This window comes from Jiella sonneratiae (assembly GCF_017353515.1).
GTDB lineage: Bacteria > Pseudomonadota > Alphaproteobacteria > Rhizobiales > Rhizobiaceae > Jiella > Jiella sonneratiae.
Genome location: NZ_JAFMPY010000017.1, coordinates 84,746 through 99,930, shown reverse-complemented (window position 1 = coordinate 99,930; position 15,185 = coordinate 84,746). Strand labels below are relative to the sequence as shown.

General features: G+C 70.4%; 12 protein-coding genes. 8 read left to right on the top strand and 4 right to left on the bottom strand.

Features of this window, described 5'->3' with window-relative positions:
* The first annotated feature begins 5 nt into the window (after positions 1 to 5).
* The gene (locus J1C47_RS15600) at positions 6 to 1,892 is read left to right on the top strand and encodes a magnesium chelatase subunit D (protein ID WP_245396598.1); all 1,887 of its coding nucleotides are present in this window, start codon (positions 6 to 8) and stop codon (positions 1,890 to 1,892) included.
* Positions 1,889 to 2,812, top strand: a complete 924-nt coding sequence (bchO, locus tag J1C47_RS15595; RefSeq protein ID WP_207351707.1) for an alpha/beta fold hydrolase BchO — start codon at positions 1,889 to 1,891, stop codon at positions 2,810 to 2,812. Before J1C47_RS15600 ends, bchO begins: the two co-directional genes overlap by 4 nt.
* A 218-nt stretch (positions 2,813 to 3,030) precedes the next feature.
* Here bchO and J1C47_RS15590 read toward each other — a convergent pair whose 3' ends face one another.
* From J1C47_RS15590 to J1C47_RS15580, 3 genes are all read right to left on the bottom strand, one after another.
* A complete protein-coding gene (locus tag J1C47_RS15590) occupies positions 3,031 to 3,993 on the bottom strand; it encodes a cytochrome c (RefSeq protein WP_207351706.1) in 963 nt (320 codons plus the stop codon).
* A 144-nt stretch (positions 3,994 to 4,137) separates the two neighbouring features.
* On the bottom strand, positions 4,138 to 4,296 hold the full coding sequence (locus J1C47_RS15585) for a DUF3309 family protein (RefSeq protein WP_207351705.1): 159 nt from the start codon (positions 4,294 to 4,296) through the stop codon (positions 4,138 to 4,140).
* Positions 4,297 to 4,404: 108 nt separating this feature from the next.
* Positions 4,405 to 4,578: a DUF3309 family protein gene (locus J1C47_RS15580; RefSeq protein WP_207351704.1), complete on the bottom strand. Its 174-nt coding sequence runs from the start codon at positions 4,576 to 4,578 to the stop codon at positions 4,405 to 4,407.
* A 257-nt stretch (positions 4,579 to 4,835) separates the two neighbouring features.
* On the opposite strand from J1C47_RS15580, the gene J1C47_RS15575 reads away from it, so the two are divergent.
* The 6 genes from J1C47_RS15575 (at position 4,836) to J1C47_RS15550 (ending at position 11,177) form a co-directional block, all read left to right on the top strand.
* Positions 4,836 to 5,324: a MarR family winged helix-turn-helix transcriptional regulator gene (locus tag J1C47_RS15575; RefSeq protein WP_207351703.1), complete on the top strand. Its 489-nt coding sequence runs from the start codon at positions 4,836 to 4,838 to the stop codon at positions 5,322 to 5,324.
* A complete protein-coding gene (locus J1C47_RS15570) occupies positions 5,321 to 7,381 on the top strand; it encodes an FUSC family protein (RefSeq protein ID WP_207351702.1) in 2,061 nt (686 codons plus the stop codon). The genes J1C47_RS15575 and J1C47_RS15570 overlap by 4 nt, the downstream gene beginning before the upstream one ends.
* 8 nt (positions 7,382 to 7,389) lie before the next feature.
* Positions 7,390 to 7,599 carry a DUF1656 domain-containing protein gene (locus tag J1C47_RS15565; RefSeq protein ID WP_207351701.1) on the top strand — a complete coding sequence of 70 codons (210 nt, stop codon included), beginning with the start codon at positions 7,390 to 7,392 and terminating at the stop codon, positions 7,597 to 7,599.
* Complete coding sequence (locus tag J1C47_RS15560; RefSeq protein ID WP_207351700.1) at positions 7,596 to 8,555, top strand: efflux RND transporter periplasmic adaptor subunit; 960 nt, start codon at positions 7,596 to 7,598, stop codon at positions 8,553 to 8,555. The genes J1C47_RS15565 and J1C47_RS15560 overlap by 4 nt, the downstream gene beginning before the upstream one ends.
* Positions 8,556 to 8,856: 301 nt before the next feature.
* Positions 8,857 to 10,125, top strand: a complete 1,269-nt coding sequence (ispG, locus tag J1C47_RS15555; protein WP_207351699.1) for a flavodoxin-dependent (E)-4-hydroxy-3-methylbut-2-enyl-diphosphate synthase — start codon at positions 8,857 to 8,859, stop codon at positions 10,123 to 10,125.
* Positions 10,122 to 11,177, top strand: coding sequence for a lytic transglycosylase domain-containing protein (locus tag J1C47_RS15550; protein WP_207351698.1), 1,056 nt, complete (start codon positions 10,122 to 10,124; stop codon positions 11,175 to 11,177). The genes ispG and J1C47_RS15550 overlap by 4 nt, the downstream gene beginning before the upstream one ends.
* 52 nt (positions 11,178 to 11,229) lie before the next feature.
* On the opposite strand, the gene J1C47_RS15545 is transcribed toward J1C47_RS15550, so the two are convergent.
* Positions 11,230 to 15,180: a glycosyltransferase gene (locus J1C47_RS15545; protein ID WP_207351697.1), complete on the bottom strand. Its 3,951-nt coding sequence runs from the start codon at positions 15,178 to 15,180 to the stop codon at positions 11,230 to 11,232.
* Positions 15,181 to 15,185: the final 5 nt, after the last annotated feature.

Genomic DNA, 15,185 nt, shown 5'->3' with positions numbered 1-15,185 from the left:
CCGCAATGTCGGTCCCCCGCCCCGCCCACCCCGCCCACCCCGTCGCCGCCAACGACATGGCCGCTGCCCTGCCCGACGAAGACAACGGCGCGGCGGGCCCGACGCTCTGGAACGAGGCAGTGCTCGCCCTGACGCTCCTTGCCGTCGATCCCAGTCTCGGCCTCAGGCTGGTCGCAAGGGCCGGCCCCGTCCGGCAGGCGCTTCTCCGCCGCCTCGACGCCATGCTGCCAGGCGCGACCCCGGTGAGGCGGATGCCGGCGGGGATCGACGAGGCGGCACTCCTCGGCGGGGTCGATCTCGCGGCCTCGCTCGCGGCGGGGCGTGCGGTCGTCGAAAAGGGGCTTCTGGCCGGCACCGACGGCGGCATCGTCGTCGCGGCGATGGCCGAGCGCATGGGCGACGGGGCGGCCGGCCTCCTCGCCCTCGCCATGGACCGGGGCAGCGTGCCGATCGAACGCGACGGCATCTCGACGGAGCTTTCTGCCGAGATCGGCGTCCTCGCCCTCGACGAAGGCATGGAGGCCGACGAGGCGCCGCCGCCGGCACTCGGCGAACGTCTCGGCCTCTGGGTCGCGCTTGCCGGCGCCGATCCGCGCGGCGGCGAAGCGGTGGCGCCGCAAGCCGCGGCGATCGCGGCGGCCCGGCGGCGCCTCGCCGCCATCCGGCCGGACGAGGCGGCGATCGCCACGCTCTGCCGGGCGGCGATGGCCTTCGGCATCGTTTCGCTGCGGGCACCGCAACTGGCGCTCCGCGCGGCCTGCGCCGCCGCCGCGCTCGGCGCTCGCGCCGCCCCCTCCGGCGAAGATCTGGAGGCGGCAATCCGCCTCGTCCTCCTGCCGCGCGCGGTCACGCTGCCGGAAATGCCCGCCGAGGAGGAGGCGCCCGCCGATCCGCCTCCCGCCGAGGACGAACCGGCGACGGACGACGCGGCGCAGCGGCAAGCGCCTCGCGACGGCCGGGAGGAGACCCACGCGGCGCCGGAAGACATGACGGTCGAAGCGAGCGAGGCAGCCCTTCCGGCCGACCTTTTGAAGACCCTCGCCGCCATGATCCGGCCGGACTTCGTCCGCGCCGGCGCCGGCCGGGCGGGGAACTTCGCCAAGCGGGCGAGGCGCGGCCGCGTCACCGGCACACGGCCCGGCGATCCGCGCCGCGACCGGCTCGACCTCGTCGCGACGCTGAAGGCGGCGGCGCCCTGGCAGCGGCTGCGGCAGGCCGAACGCGCCGCCGCGGCAACTCATTCGCCGCCACGGCGGCTGGAGATCCGCGCCGGCGACGTCCGGGTGCGCCGGCATCGCGGCAAGGCCGAGACGGCGACGATCTTCTCCGTCGACGCCTCCGGCTCGGCCGCCCATGCGCGGCTCGCCGAGGCCAAGGGCGCCGTCGAGCGCATCCTCGCCGAATGCTACGTCAGGCGCGACCGGGTGGCGCTTGCCGCCTTCCGCGGCACCCGCGCCGACGTCCTGCTGGCCGAGACGAAGTCGCTGACGCGGGCGAAGCGCCAGCTGGCGGCGCTGCCGGCCGGCGGCGGCACGCCGCTCGCGAGCGGCATCCTCGCCGGGCTCGACCTCGCCAGGGCCTCGGCCCGGGAGGGCCGCACGCCGCTTCTGGCACTTCTGACCGACGGGCGGGCGAACATCGCCCTCTCCGGCGCCGCCGGCCGGCCGCAGGCGACGGCCGACGCAAGGGATGCCGCGCGCGCGGTCAGGGCGTCGAAGATCGCCGCGCTGGTCATCGATCTCGGCCAGCGCCCGAGCGCCGAGGCGCGGCAGCTCGCCGGCGAAATGGGCGCCACCTATCTCGCATTGCCGCGCGCCGATTCCGGCGCGCTTTCGGCCGCCGTCGCCCGGGCGCCGCGCGGCGCCGGGGACGCGCGGCAGCAGCCGCGATGAGCGCGCCACTCGACTTTTCCCGCGACGGGCGCGACTGGCCGCATCGCGCCGCGAGCCGCTTCGTCGAGGCGGGCGGGACGCGCTTTCACGTGCAGCTTCTCGGCCCGGCCGATGCGCCGCCGCTGCTTCTCCTCCACGGCACCGGCGCCTCGACCCACTCCTTCCGCGACCTCGCGCCGCTGCTCGCCGCGAACCACCGCGTCGTCATGCCGGACCTGCCCGGCCACGGCTTCACCGCCGCGCCACGCTGGAAACGCGTCTCGATCACCGGCATGGGCGCGGCGCTCGCCGCCATGCTCACTGCCCTCGACATCCGCCCGGTCCATGCCGCGGGTCATTCGGCGGGCGCCGCGATCCTTCTGCGCATGGCCCTCGACGGCGGCATCGCGCCGCGCCGGATCGTCTCGCTGAACGGGGCGCTGCTGCCCTTTCCGGGCATTGCCGCGCATCTCTTTCCGCGGCTCGCCAAGGCGCTGTTCCTCAACCCCGTCGCGCCGCGCTTCTTCTCCTGGCGCGCCCGCAACACGGGTGCGGTCGCAAGGCTGATGGCGAGCACCGGATCGAGGATCACGCCACAGGGCGTCGGCTATTACGAACGGCTCTTCGCCTCGTCCCTGCATGTCGAGGGCGCCCTGTCGATGATGGCGAACTGGGACCTCGAAGGCCTGCGCCGCGACCTGCCGCGCCTCGCCGTGCCGCTCACCCTCGTCGTCGGCACCGGCGACCGGGCGATCCCGCCGGACGTTTCCAGCCGCGTCGCCCGGATGGTGCGACAGGCGGAGGTGGTGAAGCTCGAAGGGCTCGGCCACCTCGCCCACGAGGAAGCACCGGAGGCGGTGGCGGCGGCAATCGCCGAGGCGCTCGCCGGCGACGACCAGGCGGCCGACGCGGCCTTGGCAGCGCCGGCAGGCCGGGGCTGATACGAGATCCGCTCGATCGGAGCGGGGCACGTACCAGGCCCGCGCGGCGAATGAGCGTCTTGGTTTCCGGCATCACGAAGTGATCTGCCGGAAACCGCATGAGGCGTCGTCAAAGGGAACGGGCGATGCGCGCCGGACGGGCCGGCCAAGGCAGGCCGGTCGTCAGTTTCGCGGATGAAAGCGCCGGCCGGGGCCGCCGGCGCGGTGCGGCGGCAGGTTCAATCCGCCTTGGTCGCCGGGGCCGCCGTGGCCGCCGCGTCTTCACCCTGGGGCGGGACCGCCTTGAGATAGGCGGCGATGGCCTCGCGATCCGATGCCGGAAGCCTGGCGATGTTCTCCTGGACCTCGACCATCGAGCCGCCGACCGAATCGTAGTCCGGCGTGAAGCCGCTTTCCAGGAAGTAGGTGATGTCGCTCGCCGACCAGGAGCCGATGCCGGCCTTCGAAGGCGTGATGTTCGGCACGCTGCCCTTGCCCTCCGGCGCCGGGGCGCCCGCGAGCCACTGGTCGGTCTCGAGGCCGCCGGCCCCGCCGAAGCTGCGCGGCGTGTGGCATTCGCCGCAATGGCCGGGCCCCTCGACGAGATAGCGCCCGGCATGGGCGGCATCCGAAGCATCGCCCGGCAGGTCGATCACCGGCGCGCCGTCGCCGAGGAAGACCAGCTTCCACAGCCCGAGGGCCGGCCGGATGTTGAAGGGAAATCCGAGTTCGTTTTCCGGCGCCTTGCCCTTCACCGGCGGCAGGGTCTTCAGAAAGGCGAAGAGATCGGCGACGTCCTCCTTCTTCATCCGCACGTAGGATGTGTAGGGGAACGCCGGATAGAGGTGATTTCCCTCGGGATCGACGCCGCGCTGAAGCGCGTTGGCGAAGTCGGCGAGAGACCACGAGCCGATCCCGTCGTCCGGATCCGGCGAGATGTTGGGGGCGTGGAAGGTGCCGAACTTGGTGACCAGCGGATCGCCGCCGCCGAGCTTCAGCCTGTCGTCACCTTTGGCCTTCTTGGAAGCGTGGCAGGAGACGCAGCCCCCCGCCCAGAAGATCCGCTCGCCGCGCGCGGCATCGCCGCTGCCTTCGGCGGCGATGCGGCCCGGATCGAGCCGGTCGGGCCGTGCCGCATAGGCGGCCGCACCGGCGGCGACGACCACCAGCACGATGGCGCCGATGAGGATCTTCCGCAGCATCGCCGGCTCCGCTTGCCCGCCGGTCCCTGCCGGCGGCGCGAGGATTGCCGCGATGCCGCCGATGCGTCAAGCGCGCGGCGGGTCGCCCGGCCGCCCGCCGGACCGACCGGTTGACGGCGGGCGACCATTGGACGGGGGCCGGCGTCAGATGCGGCCGAGCAGCAGCAGGATCAGCACCACGACGAGGATCAGGCCGAGGATGCCGGACGGGCCGTAGCCCCAGCTTCCGGAATAGCCCCAGGTCGGCAGCGCACCGACGAGGAGGAGAATGACGATGATGAGGAGGATGGTGCCGAGGCTCATGGCGTGTTTCCCTGAGGATGTTAGAGTGCATCACAAACCGTTGAACCGGATTTGCGTTCCCTCGTCGGCTAAGCATTTGGTTAACGCGGTGCACTCCCGCTGCTCGCCTCACGCCGGGCCGAAGCCGCCGATCGCCACGAAGACCGCGATCATCATGAAGACGATGGCCAGCACCATCGTCGGCCGGTAGCCCCAGCGCCGCGACCACGGCCAAGTCGGCATTGCGGCGATCAGCACCAGAAACACGATCACCACGACGATCGGTCCGTATCCGACGTCCATCGGCTCCTCCCCTCGATTCTCCTGCCTGCCTGACCGGGCGGCGCACCGCCGTTCCTGCTCAGCCTGCCGGAGGCTGCGATCCGCGGCTCGCAGGACCGCCGGTTTCGCAACTATGCGGATGAGCGCGGTCGGCAATCCGCGCGGCGCGAGATCCGGCCGGGTTCGTTGCCGCGTCAAGCGGAAGCGCACCGCTGCGTTCGCCGAAACGATCCCAATTACCATTGCATCCTATTAGATAGGATACTATCAATATAGCCATGACCGACGACGCAGCCCTGCATTTCCAGCTGACCACCAATCTCGTGCGGATCGGCCGCATCTGGCGCAAGCTCGTGCGCGAGATGATGGAGGCCCACGGCATCTCGGAGGCCTGCGCCCATCCGCTCGTCAGCATCGGCCGTCTCGGCGACGGTGTGCGCCAGGGCGCCGTGGCGGAGGAAGTCGGCGTCGAGGGGCCGTCCCTCGTCCGGCTGCTTGACCAGCTCTGCGAAAGCGGCGTCGTCGAGCGGCGGGAGGATCCGCAGGACCGGCGGGCGAAGACGCTGTGGCTGACCGACAGAGGCCGCGCCGCGATGCAGCGGATCGAGGCCGACCTGGTGACGCTCCGCGCCCGGGTGCTGAAGGACGTCGGCACCGCCGACATCGAGGCGGCGCTGCGCGTTCTGGCGGCCATCGAAGCCTATCGGCCGGAGCCGGCCGAATCGGGTGCCGACGGCACCGCGGCGGAGAGCCGGACAACGTCATGATCGCCGCTCCCGCCCTTCCGAACCGGCGCGAATGGATCTTCGCGGCGAAGACCTTCGCCGCGTCGATGATCGCCCTCTACATCGCGCTCCGCTCCGGCCTGCCGCGCCCCTACTGGGCGATGGCGACGGTGTTCATCGTCGCCAATCCGCTCGCCGGCGCGACCCGCTCCAAGGCGCTCTACCGGGCGCTCGGAACGGTAGCGGGTGCCGCCGCGGCGGTTTTCTTCACGCCGCTCTTCGTCGACCGGCCGCTGCTGCTCAGCGCCGTCGTGGCGATCTGGACGGGCGGGCTGCTCTTCGTCTCCTTTCTCGACCGCACGCCCCGGGCCTACATGTTCATGCTGTCGGGCTACACCCTGCCGCTGATCGCCCTGCCGACGGTCGGCGACCCCGCCACGGTCTTCGACGTCGCGACCGCGCGCTCGCAGGAGATCATCCTCGGCATCACCTGCACCGGGCTCGTCAGCGCCCTGATCCTGCCCCAAAGCCTCGGGCCGGTCGTCGCCGGGCGTGTCGGCGGCTGGCTCGACGACGCGCGCGGCTGGATCGCGTCCGTTCTGTCCGGCAAGGGCGCAGGCCCGCTGAGCGAGGCGATGCGTCTCGCGCCCGACGTCAGGGCCGTCGACCAGCTGATTGCGCAGCTCCGCTACGATCCGGAAATGGCGGGGGTCGTGCGCAATGCGCGGCTCCTGCGCGGACGGCTGGTGATGCTGCCGGCGCTGCTCTCCTCGCTCGCCGACAGGCTGGCGGCGATCCGCGACGATCGCGGCCGCCTGCCACCGGAGATCGCGGTGTTCGTCTGGGAAGTCGAGGCCTGGGTCGCCAGCGCCGGCGACACCCATCGCAGCGGCAGCCGGCGCCTCGCCCTGCGGATCGGCGAGTTGCGCGACAGCACAAGCGGCGACGGCTGGCACGATCTCCTCGTCGAAAGCGCCCTCGCCCGGCTCGCCGACCTGATCGACCTGTGGAGCGACTGCGTCACCCTGAAGGAAGAGATTGGTCGCGGCCGAAAGGCACGGCGGAACCCGCCGCTGCGGCTCGCCAATGCCGCCGCGCAGGTCCCACACCACGACTACGGCATGATGGCCTTCGCCGCGGCGACGGCGATTCTCGGGACCTTCGCCGCCTGTCTCGTCTGGATCTACAGCGGCTGGGCGCAGGGCTCCGGTTTCGTGCTGCTCGCCGCGGTGGCGGGCTCGTTCTTCGCGGCGTCGGACGATCCGCTGCCGGCACTGCGGCAGATGATCCTCGTCACGATATGCGGCTGCATCGTCGCCGGCATCTACGTCTACGGCGTCCTGCCGCATGTCACGACCTTCGCCGGGCTCGTCGCGGTCTTCGCGCCGGTCTATCTGGCACTGCCGATCCTGATCGCGCGGCCGAAGACGACCTTCGTCGGCCTCCTGCTCGCGGTGAACAGCGCCACCCTGATGACGCTTCAGGAAGTCTACACCGCCGATTTCGCGCAGTTCGTCAACGGCGCGGTCGCCGCCGTTTTCGGGGCCGTCTTCACCCTCGTCTGGATGATCCTGACGCGCCCCTTCGGCGCCGCACTCGCGGCGCGGCGGCTCGAGGCGCAGGGATGGCGCGAGCTTTCGGCGATCGCCGCGGGCCGCCGCGGCATCGCACCGGCGGATTTTTCCGGCCGCACCTTCGACCGGCTCGGCCAGCTGGCGCCGCGGCTTGGTGCCGCCGCCGGCGAAAAGACCGCGGCGCTGTTCCAGGAGATGCGGGTCGGGCTCAACCTCCTCGACCTCGTCGGCGAACGCCCGAAGCTGGGGGCGGAGGTGGAAGCGGCCGTCTCGGCCGTGCTGTCGCTGCTCGGCCGCCACTATGCAGAAATGGGCGAGGGCCAAAAGGGCGAGCCGGGCGCGGCGCTGCGCGACGGCATCGACGCCGCCCTCGCCGCCGGTCTCGCGGAGACCCGGACGACGCCGTCGCAAAGGCCGGTCCAGGCGCTCGTCGGGCTGCGGCTGGCGCTCTTCCCGCACGATCCGCCGCCCCGTCTGCCGGCTTCGGAGCCGGCCCCCTTCGCCTTTGCCGTTGCGGCGGAATAGGAGACACCATGATCGGCGACTACACGGTCTTCGGGGTATTTCTCCCGAAGCTGCTCGTCTTCGCGCTCGCAGCCTATGCGGGCCTCCTCATCGTCAAGTCGGTCTTCGCCCGCCTCGGTCTCTACCGGCTGGTGTGGCATCCGGCACTTTTCGACCTCTCGATCTACATCCTGGTCTTCGCCGCGACGGCGAGGGCCGCTCCCTGGTACCTGTCATGACCGCACGATTTTCACGGGTCCTCAGGACCCTCTTCACCCTCACCGTCTTCGCCATCGCCCTCGGCGTCGGCTGGAACCTGTGGACCGGCTATGTCGACACGCCCTGGACGCGCGACGGCCACGTGCGCGCCGACGTCGTCGCGGTCGCCCCGGACGTCACGGGCCCCGTCGCCGACGTCCTCGTGAAGGACAACCAGACCGTCCACGCCGGCGACGTCCTGGTGCGCATCGATCCCGAGCGGTTCAAGATCGCGCTCGACCTCGCCGACGCGTCCCTCGCCGACAAGACGGCTGCGCTCGACCAGGCCAAGCGCGACGCCGCGCGCTACCACAAGCTCAAGAACGGGCCGGCGGTCTCGCAGCAGGCGATCGAACAGGCCGACCTCGCGCTTCGCCAGGCCGGAGCCGCCTATCAGGAGGCGAAGTCGCAGCGCGATCTCGCGGCCCTCAACCTGAAACACACCGCAATCGTCGCCCCGGCGAACGGCGTGGTGACCAACCTGTCGCTCGATCCCGGCGACTACGTCGCCGCCGGCTCCGGCGTCATGGCGCTGGTCGATACCGACAGCCTGCGCGTCGAAGGCTATTTCGAGGAGAACCAGCTGCCGAACATCGCCGTCGGCGACGCCGTGGACGTCGAGCTGATGGGCCGGAAGGACACCCTGCGCGGCCATGTCGAGAGCATCGCCGCCGGGATCGAGGACCGCGAGCGGACCGACGGGTCCAATCTCCTCGCCGACGTCACGCCGACCTTCTCCTGGGTGCGGCTCGCCCAGCGCGTCCCGGTGCGGATCGCGCTCGACGACGTGCCGGCGCCGGCCAATCTCGTCGCCGGCCTCACCGCGACGGTCACGGTCCATCCGGGCCGGCGCGTCGCGGCCGCCGCCGCAAAGACCGTGGCCGCAACCGGGGATTTTGCCCGGGAGCGGGTCCCCGCATCGGGCATGATCGACTAGTGGATTGAATTTGACATTTGAGTCCCGATCGGTGAGGCGTCGTATCGAATGTCAAATTCGAAAAATCCACTAGGATCATAATTTTGGCTCGTGGTCTTTCGATTCCGACATTTGCTGCGCGGTCTCCACAAGGCGGTACCAAATGTCGGAATCGGACCACTAGGATGGTCGCGCCGGCCGGTCCGTGGCGGCTTCTGTCGTCACGGTTCCGTCACGCCGGCCCGCCAGAATTGACTTGCGCGGCGCAAAGCGCCACCTCGGACCGAGACGCCGCCATCTTCGCCCGACAGGGACCTCGTTCATGACCATCCAGACGCCGATCACGACCATCGATGCCGACCCCGCGCCGCGCCGGCGGACCGTCGGCGTCGACGTCGGCGGGGTGACCGTCGGCGGCGGCGCCCCGGTCGTCGTCCAGTCGATGACCAACACCGACACGGCCGACGTCGACTCCACCGTCGCGCAGGTGGCGGCCCTCTCCCGCGCCGGCTCGGAGATCGTCCGCATCACCGTCGATCGCGACGAGGCCGCCGCCGCCGTCCCGAGGATCCGCGAGCGGCTGGAGCGGCTCGGCATGGACGTGCCGCTGGTCGGCGACTTCCACTATATCGGCCACAAGCTGCTCGCCGACCATCCGGCCTGCGCCGAGGCACTGGCGAAGTACCGCATCAACCCCGGCAACGTCGGGTTCAAGGACAAGCGGGACAAGCAGTTCGCGGCGATCGTCGAGATGGCGATCCGCCACGACAAGCCGGTGCGCATCGGGGTGAACTGGGGATCGCTCGACCAGGAGCTGCTCACCCGGCTGATGGACGCCAACAACGCGCAGCCGGCGCCGCGCTCGGCGCGGGCGGTGACCCGCGAGGCGATCATCCAGTCGGCGCTGCTCTCGGCCGAGCTCGCCGAGGAGATCGGCCTGCCGAAGAACCGCATCATCCTCTCGGCCAAGGTCAGCCAGGTGCAGGACCTCATCGCCGTCTATCGCGACCTGTCGGGCCGCACCGATCACGCGCTGCATCTCGGCCTCACCGAGGCGGGGATGGGCTCGAAGGGCATCGTCGCCTCCTCGGCGGCCATGGGCATCCTGCTGCAGGAAGGGATCGGCGACACCATCCGCGTGTCGCTGACGCCGGAGCCGGGCGGCGACCGCACCCGCGAGGTGCAGGTCGCCCAGGAACTGCTGCAGACCATGGGCTTCCGCCAGTTCGTGCCGGTGGTCGCGGCCTGTCCCGGCTGCGGCCGCACCACCTCGACCGTGTTCCAGGAACTCGCCGAGAAGATCCAGAACGACATCCGCGTGAACATGCCGGTCTGGCGGGAGAAGTATCCCGGCGTCGAGGCGCTCAACGTCGCGGTGATGGGCTGCATCGTCAACGGACCGGGCGAATCCAAGCACGCCGACATCGGCATCTCGCTTCCCGGCACCGGCGAGACCCCCGCCGCGCCGGTCTTCGTCGACGGCGCCAAGGTCGCGACGCTGCGCGGGCCCACGATCGCCGAGGACTTCCAGGTGATGGTCGCCGACTACATCGAGAGGCGCTTCGGCGAGGGGCGCGCGGCCGCTGAATGAGCGCGACCGGCGGCACGGACTGCCCCGGCACGCGGCGCAAGCGACGACGAGACGCGGCTCCGGCGAAAAGGCCCCTCCTCGCGGCGCTGCTGGCGCTCGCGGCGGCGCTGGCGCCGCCCGGCGGCCCGCAGGCCCGCGCCGACCCTTTGCGCCTCGGCGGCGATGCCGCCACCGCCCTGCCGGCGCTCGCCTATCCTCCGTCGCCGCCGCGCCTGCATCCGCCCGCAGACGTGCCCGGCGAGACCGCCGCGGCCGATGACGGGGAGGAGGAGAATGACGGGGACGCTTCCGCGGTGAAGCGGATCTGCAGCCTCATCGCCGCCAATGCCGATGCCGTCGGCATGCCGCGCTCCTTCTTCGCCCGGCTGATCTGGAAGGAAAGCCGCTTCGACGCCAAGGCGGTCTCGCCGGTCGGCGCGCAGGGCATCGCCCAGTTCATGCCCTACACCGCCGCCGAGCGCGGGCTGAGCGATCCCTACGACACCGCCGAGGCGATCCGCCATTCGGCGCTGTTCCTCGCCGACCTCCGGTCCGAACTCGGCAATTGGGGCCTCGCCGCAGCGGCCTATAACGGCGGCATCAACCGCGTGAAACGATGGATCGCCGTCGGCGGCCAGCTTCCCTTCGAGACCGAGAGCTACGTCGCCGCCATCACCTTCCGCCCGGCCGACTGGTTCAGGGAGGACGGCCGGGAGATCGAGCCGCGGCCGCTCGAGGAGGGCGAGGAATTCGAGGCGGCGTGCGAGAAGCTGCCGGTCATGAAGAGCCGGGCGATCTTCGCCTCGGTCGAATCGGCGCCGATGCGGCCCTGGGGAGCCCAGGTGGCCGGCAATCCCAGCCAGAGCGTCGCGATGGCGATGTTCAGGCGGGTGAAATCGGCGCATCCCGCCATCTTCGGCGACGAGAAGCCGATCGTCCTGCGCCAGCGCGCGCCGGGCCGCGGACGGATCTGGGCGGTGCGGATCGGCGCCGACAGCCGCGCCGAGGCCAACGCCTTCTGCACCAGGCTGCAGGGCGCCGGCGGCTCCTGCATCGTCCTGAAGAACCGCTGAAGAATCCCGGCGGCGGCGCCCGCCTTGGCGCGGCGGACGGCTGCCGGCCTTTTCACGATCCGTCGGAGACGGCGTCCCGCAGGCGGTTCGCCTCGGCGGATGCGATCTGCGAAGCCGGTTCGGGCTGGCTCTTCACCGCGCGTTCGAGCGCGGCCTCGGGCGACGATCCGCGCTGGAGCAGGATCTCCCGATAGATCGCGACGAGATCCTCCGCCTGATCGGCGGCGCGCCGGATGCCCGCCTGGACGGCGGGCGACTGGAGGTAGCGCGCCGGATCGCGGTCGATCTTCCGCAGCACCTCGACGAGGCCCTCCGGGCTCGACACGTCGACCCTGAAGCCGTTCTCGCCCTCGACGATGTCCTCGCCGACGGCGCCGCGGTCGGAGGCGATCACCCAGCAGCCGCACATCTGCGCCTCGCGGGTGACGAGCCCATAGGCTTCCGGCCAGACGGACGGCGCGACCAGGACGTCGAGTTCGGCATAGAGCTCGGCGACCCTGCTCTGGGAAATCTTCGGGCGGATGTCGACCTCGGTCGTCCCGAGGCGGCTCTGCCGGCGCGTTCCGACCGCCATGGCGTGATCGATGAAGACGAAGCGCAGGTTCTCAAATCCGCCGCTGAGCAGCGCCCGCTGGATGAGGTGATAGCCCTTGTGGCGGGCAAGGCCGCCGATGAAGCCGAGGCGGACCTTGCCGTCCGGCGACGGGATGCGGGGAAGCGGGACGATTTCCGAGCCGCCGTTCGGCACCGCCACGACGTTGGGAATGCCGGTGCTGCGGTAGACCTCGGCAAAGGCGTTCGACACCGCCAGGACCTTCTCCGCGCCGAGCAGGCATTCGCGCAGCTGCATGCGCGTCGCGAACTGCTCGGCCGGGACCCGGCCGAGCTGCGAGGCCGGATTGCCGTGATCGTAGAGGTCGATCCGGTCGTCCTTGCCGAGGAGGAACTGTTCGTCGGAGATCCACCAGCCGTCGTGGACGGTCAGGACGTAGGGAATGCCGCGGCGGCGCGTCTCGAGGATGATCGCCGTCGTCAGCCGCTGGATGCAGTGGAAATGGATGATGTCGGGTCGGCAGACGTCGAGATAGTCGCCGAACACCTTGGCCATCTTCTCGTCGTAGACGATGCGGTCGATGTCAGGAATGCTCGGCGTCGTGACGCCGACGACCCTGACGCCGTCCGCCGCATGGCTCGACACCTTGTAGGGCTCGGTGCCGCCCTCGATCGAGGAGAACACGTCGAAGGAGAATTCGCCGCGGTGATGGGCGGCGAAATGCTTGACGTTGTCGTGGACGACGCGGGTCGCGCCGCCGAGCGACTGCGGCGGATAGAAGACGTTGACGACGAGAACGCGCTTGCGCTCGTCCGGCGCCGGCAGCGCCGCCTGGCGCAGAATACCGGTGATGTTCTTCGCCATCGCCGGGACGCCGTACTGCTGCAGCGCCTTTTCCCGCGCGTTCCGGCCGATGCGGGCCCGCAGTTCCGCATCGCCGATCAGCCGGTCGAGCGCCTCGGTCCATTCCCCGGGTGTCCTTGCGAGCAGCCCGTCGACCCCGTCCTCGATCAGATCGGCGTAGAGCGCCGTCTCGCTGATCACCGAGGGGATCCCGAGCATCGCCGCTTCCAGCCACTTGATCTCGCTCTTGACGTCCGTCGTCGGCGCCGGCTTCAGGACGGCGAGGTTGATGTCTGCGGCCGAAAGCGTCGCCCAGTACTGGTGGACGTCCCAGACAGGCGGCAGCAAGACCAGACTGTCCCGGCACTCGCGCAGCGCCGAGCCCGGCGACATGTAGCCGGCAAGGACGATGGAGACCCGGTCGCGATACTTCTTCGCCATGGCGACGAGCGCCGGTTCCACGAGTTCCTGGAAGTCCTGTTTGTGCGCCTTGGTGCCCGAGCCGTAGAAGATCGTCACCCGGCCGCTCGACGGGGCCATCGCCTGATGGCCGATGTGCTGCGCATGCGGGCTGTGCAGGGCATTGGCGTGGACGAAGGCCGGCGTTCCCGGTGCGGCGCGTTCGACGTGTCCGACCAGCGGCTTGGTCGAGACGAGGGCGTTTTCGCTGTAGCGCAGGGCGGCCCGGAACAGCGGTACGCCGAGCGCCAGCCCCTCGTGCTCCTTGCGCGAGATCTGATTGTCGTAGGTTTCGAAGGCCGGCGGAAAGAACTGCGCGTCGAAGATCAGGTCGTCGATCTCGTAGAACGTCGCACAGCCGACCTCCCGCGCCTTGTCGATCGCCCGGATCACGTCGTAATAGGCCGGCACGCGGAAGAAGATCACCGCATCGAAGCAGTGCACCTTCTCGAGGAAGCGCTGGATGCCGTCCTTGAAGTTGAAGGATTCGACGACGAAGCCGGCGGCCTCGAGCTGTTCGATCTTCTGGTCGATCCGGTAGAAGCGGCATTGCGGCAGGTCGAAATTGCCGACCAGCGCGACGGACCGGACATAGCGCTTTTCCGCGACGTCATCGGTATGCAGGAGGCCGTGCACGGTGTCGCAGTCGGATTCGACCCGGGCCTGGGCGTCGGAAAGCCGCCCGCCGGCCGCCTGCGAATTGGCGAGCAGCCAGGAGGACGTCAGGAAGCGCGGGGCGAGGTCGTGGAAGCGGCGGCGCAGGCCGATGTCGGCCGGAAAGCGTTCGATGGCCGCCTTGAGCCAGCGTAGCGCCGCCAGCTGGTCGCCCAGCTGCTCGGCGCAGTGCGACAGGTTGATATAGGCCCAGATCGTCGTGTCCGCGGTCGCGGTCAGCCGCTCGTAGATCGCCGACGCCTCGAGATAGCATTTGCGCCGAAGCAGACAGTCGGCGAAGTGGCGCAGCGCCGGCGCGAAGTCGGGCGCCGCTGCAAGGATCTTCTGGTAGGCGACGAGGGCCTGGTCGTCCTTGCCCTCGAGCACGAAACGGTCGGCGATGAGGACGAGGAGCGGCGCGTGCCGGGCTTCGATCGCCACCTCGCTGCCTTGGGTGGCCATGATCTCGTTCATCAGCATCGAGAACCGGTCGACGAAGCTCTGGGACGCATCCGCCCCGGCGAAGGACGGCAGCTCGATCGCCGGCAGGCCGCGCACGGTGGGTCCGAGAAGGGCTTCCAGCCAGAGCCGGCGGTTCGGCCAGCGGCTGGCCTCGATGCCGTTCCTCAGATAGTGCCGGTAGACCTCCGAGGGATCGGAGGACCTGACCTCCTGCGCGTAGGTCTCGACGTAGAAGTCCGGCTCGAAGTCGTAGCCCTCGCGGATCGCCGCCAGGTCGCCGATGCCGGTGGCGACGAAGTGCTTCAGCGCCGCCTCCCTGTCGAAGCTCTGCTGGCGGCTGCGCAGCGAGGGCGTCGAATAATAGTAGAATTCGGCGTCGAACTTGCCGAGCAAAGCGAGGCTGAGATCGTTCGCCGCCAGGAACTGTTCGAGCGGGCCTTCGGGGGCGCGGCGGAAAACCGCCGCCGAAGCTGCCGCCGAACCCGCCGGCCCGCCGGCTCCTGCCATGCCGTTCGGTTCTCCCAGATGCCCCGAGATTTCCTCGCCGGTCGGAACCGGCGCCGCCAGCCCCCGCAACTCCTCCGCGGCATGCGGCGAGGCCGGGTCGCGCATATAGGCCTCGCGATAGGCGGCGATCGCCTCGGAGCGCTTGCCCTGCAGCTTCAGGGCATGACCGAGCTGCAGATGGGTGTCGGCCTTGTCGGGGCGCAGGTTCAGCGCCTGGCGATACGCCTCTTCCGCCCGCGACGCGAAGCCCTGCTCCTTCAAGGCATGGCCGTACTGCACCCAGACCGCTTCGAGCTTCGGATTGCGCCGCAGCGCTTCGCCGTAGGACTTCTCGGCGTCGTTCCACCGGTGTTCGGCATTCGCCCTGTCGCCGGCCTTGATCAGGGGACGGGCCCCGGTGAGGAAGGTCGTGGTCTTCGACAGCGCTGCCCACTCACTGCGCACCGGCCGCTCGCCGGCCCCGTCACCGCGCGCCGCGAATGGTCGGAGCAGCCGGTCGAACGAGGAAGAGGAACCTTTGGACATGAATC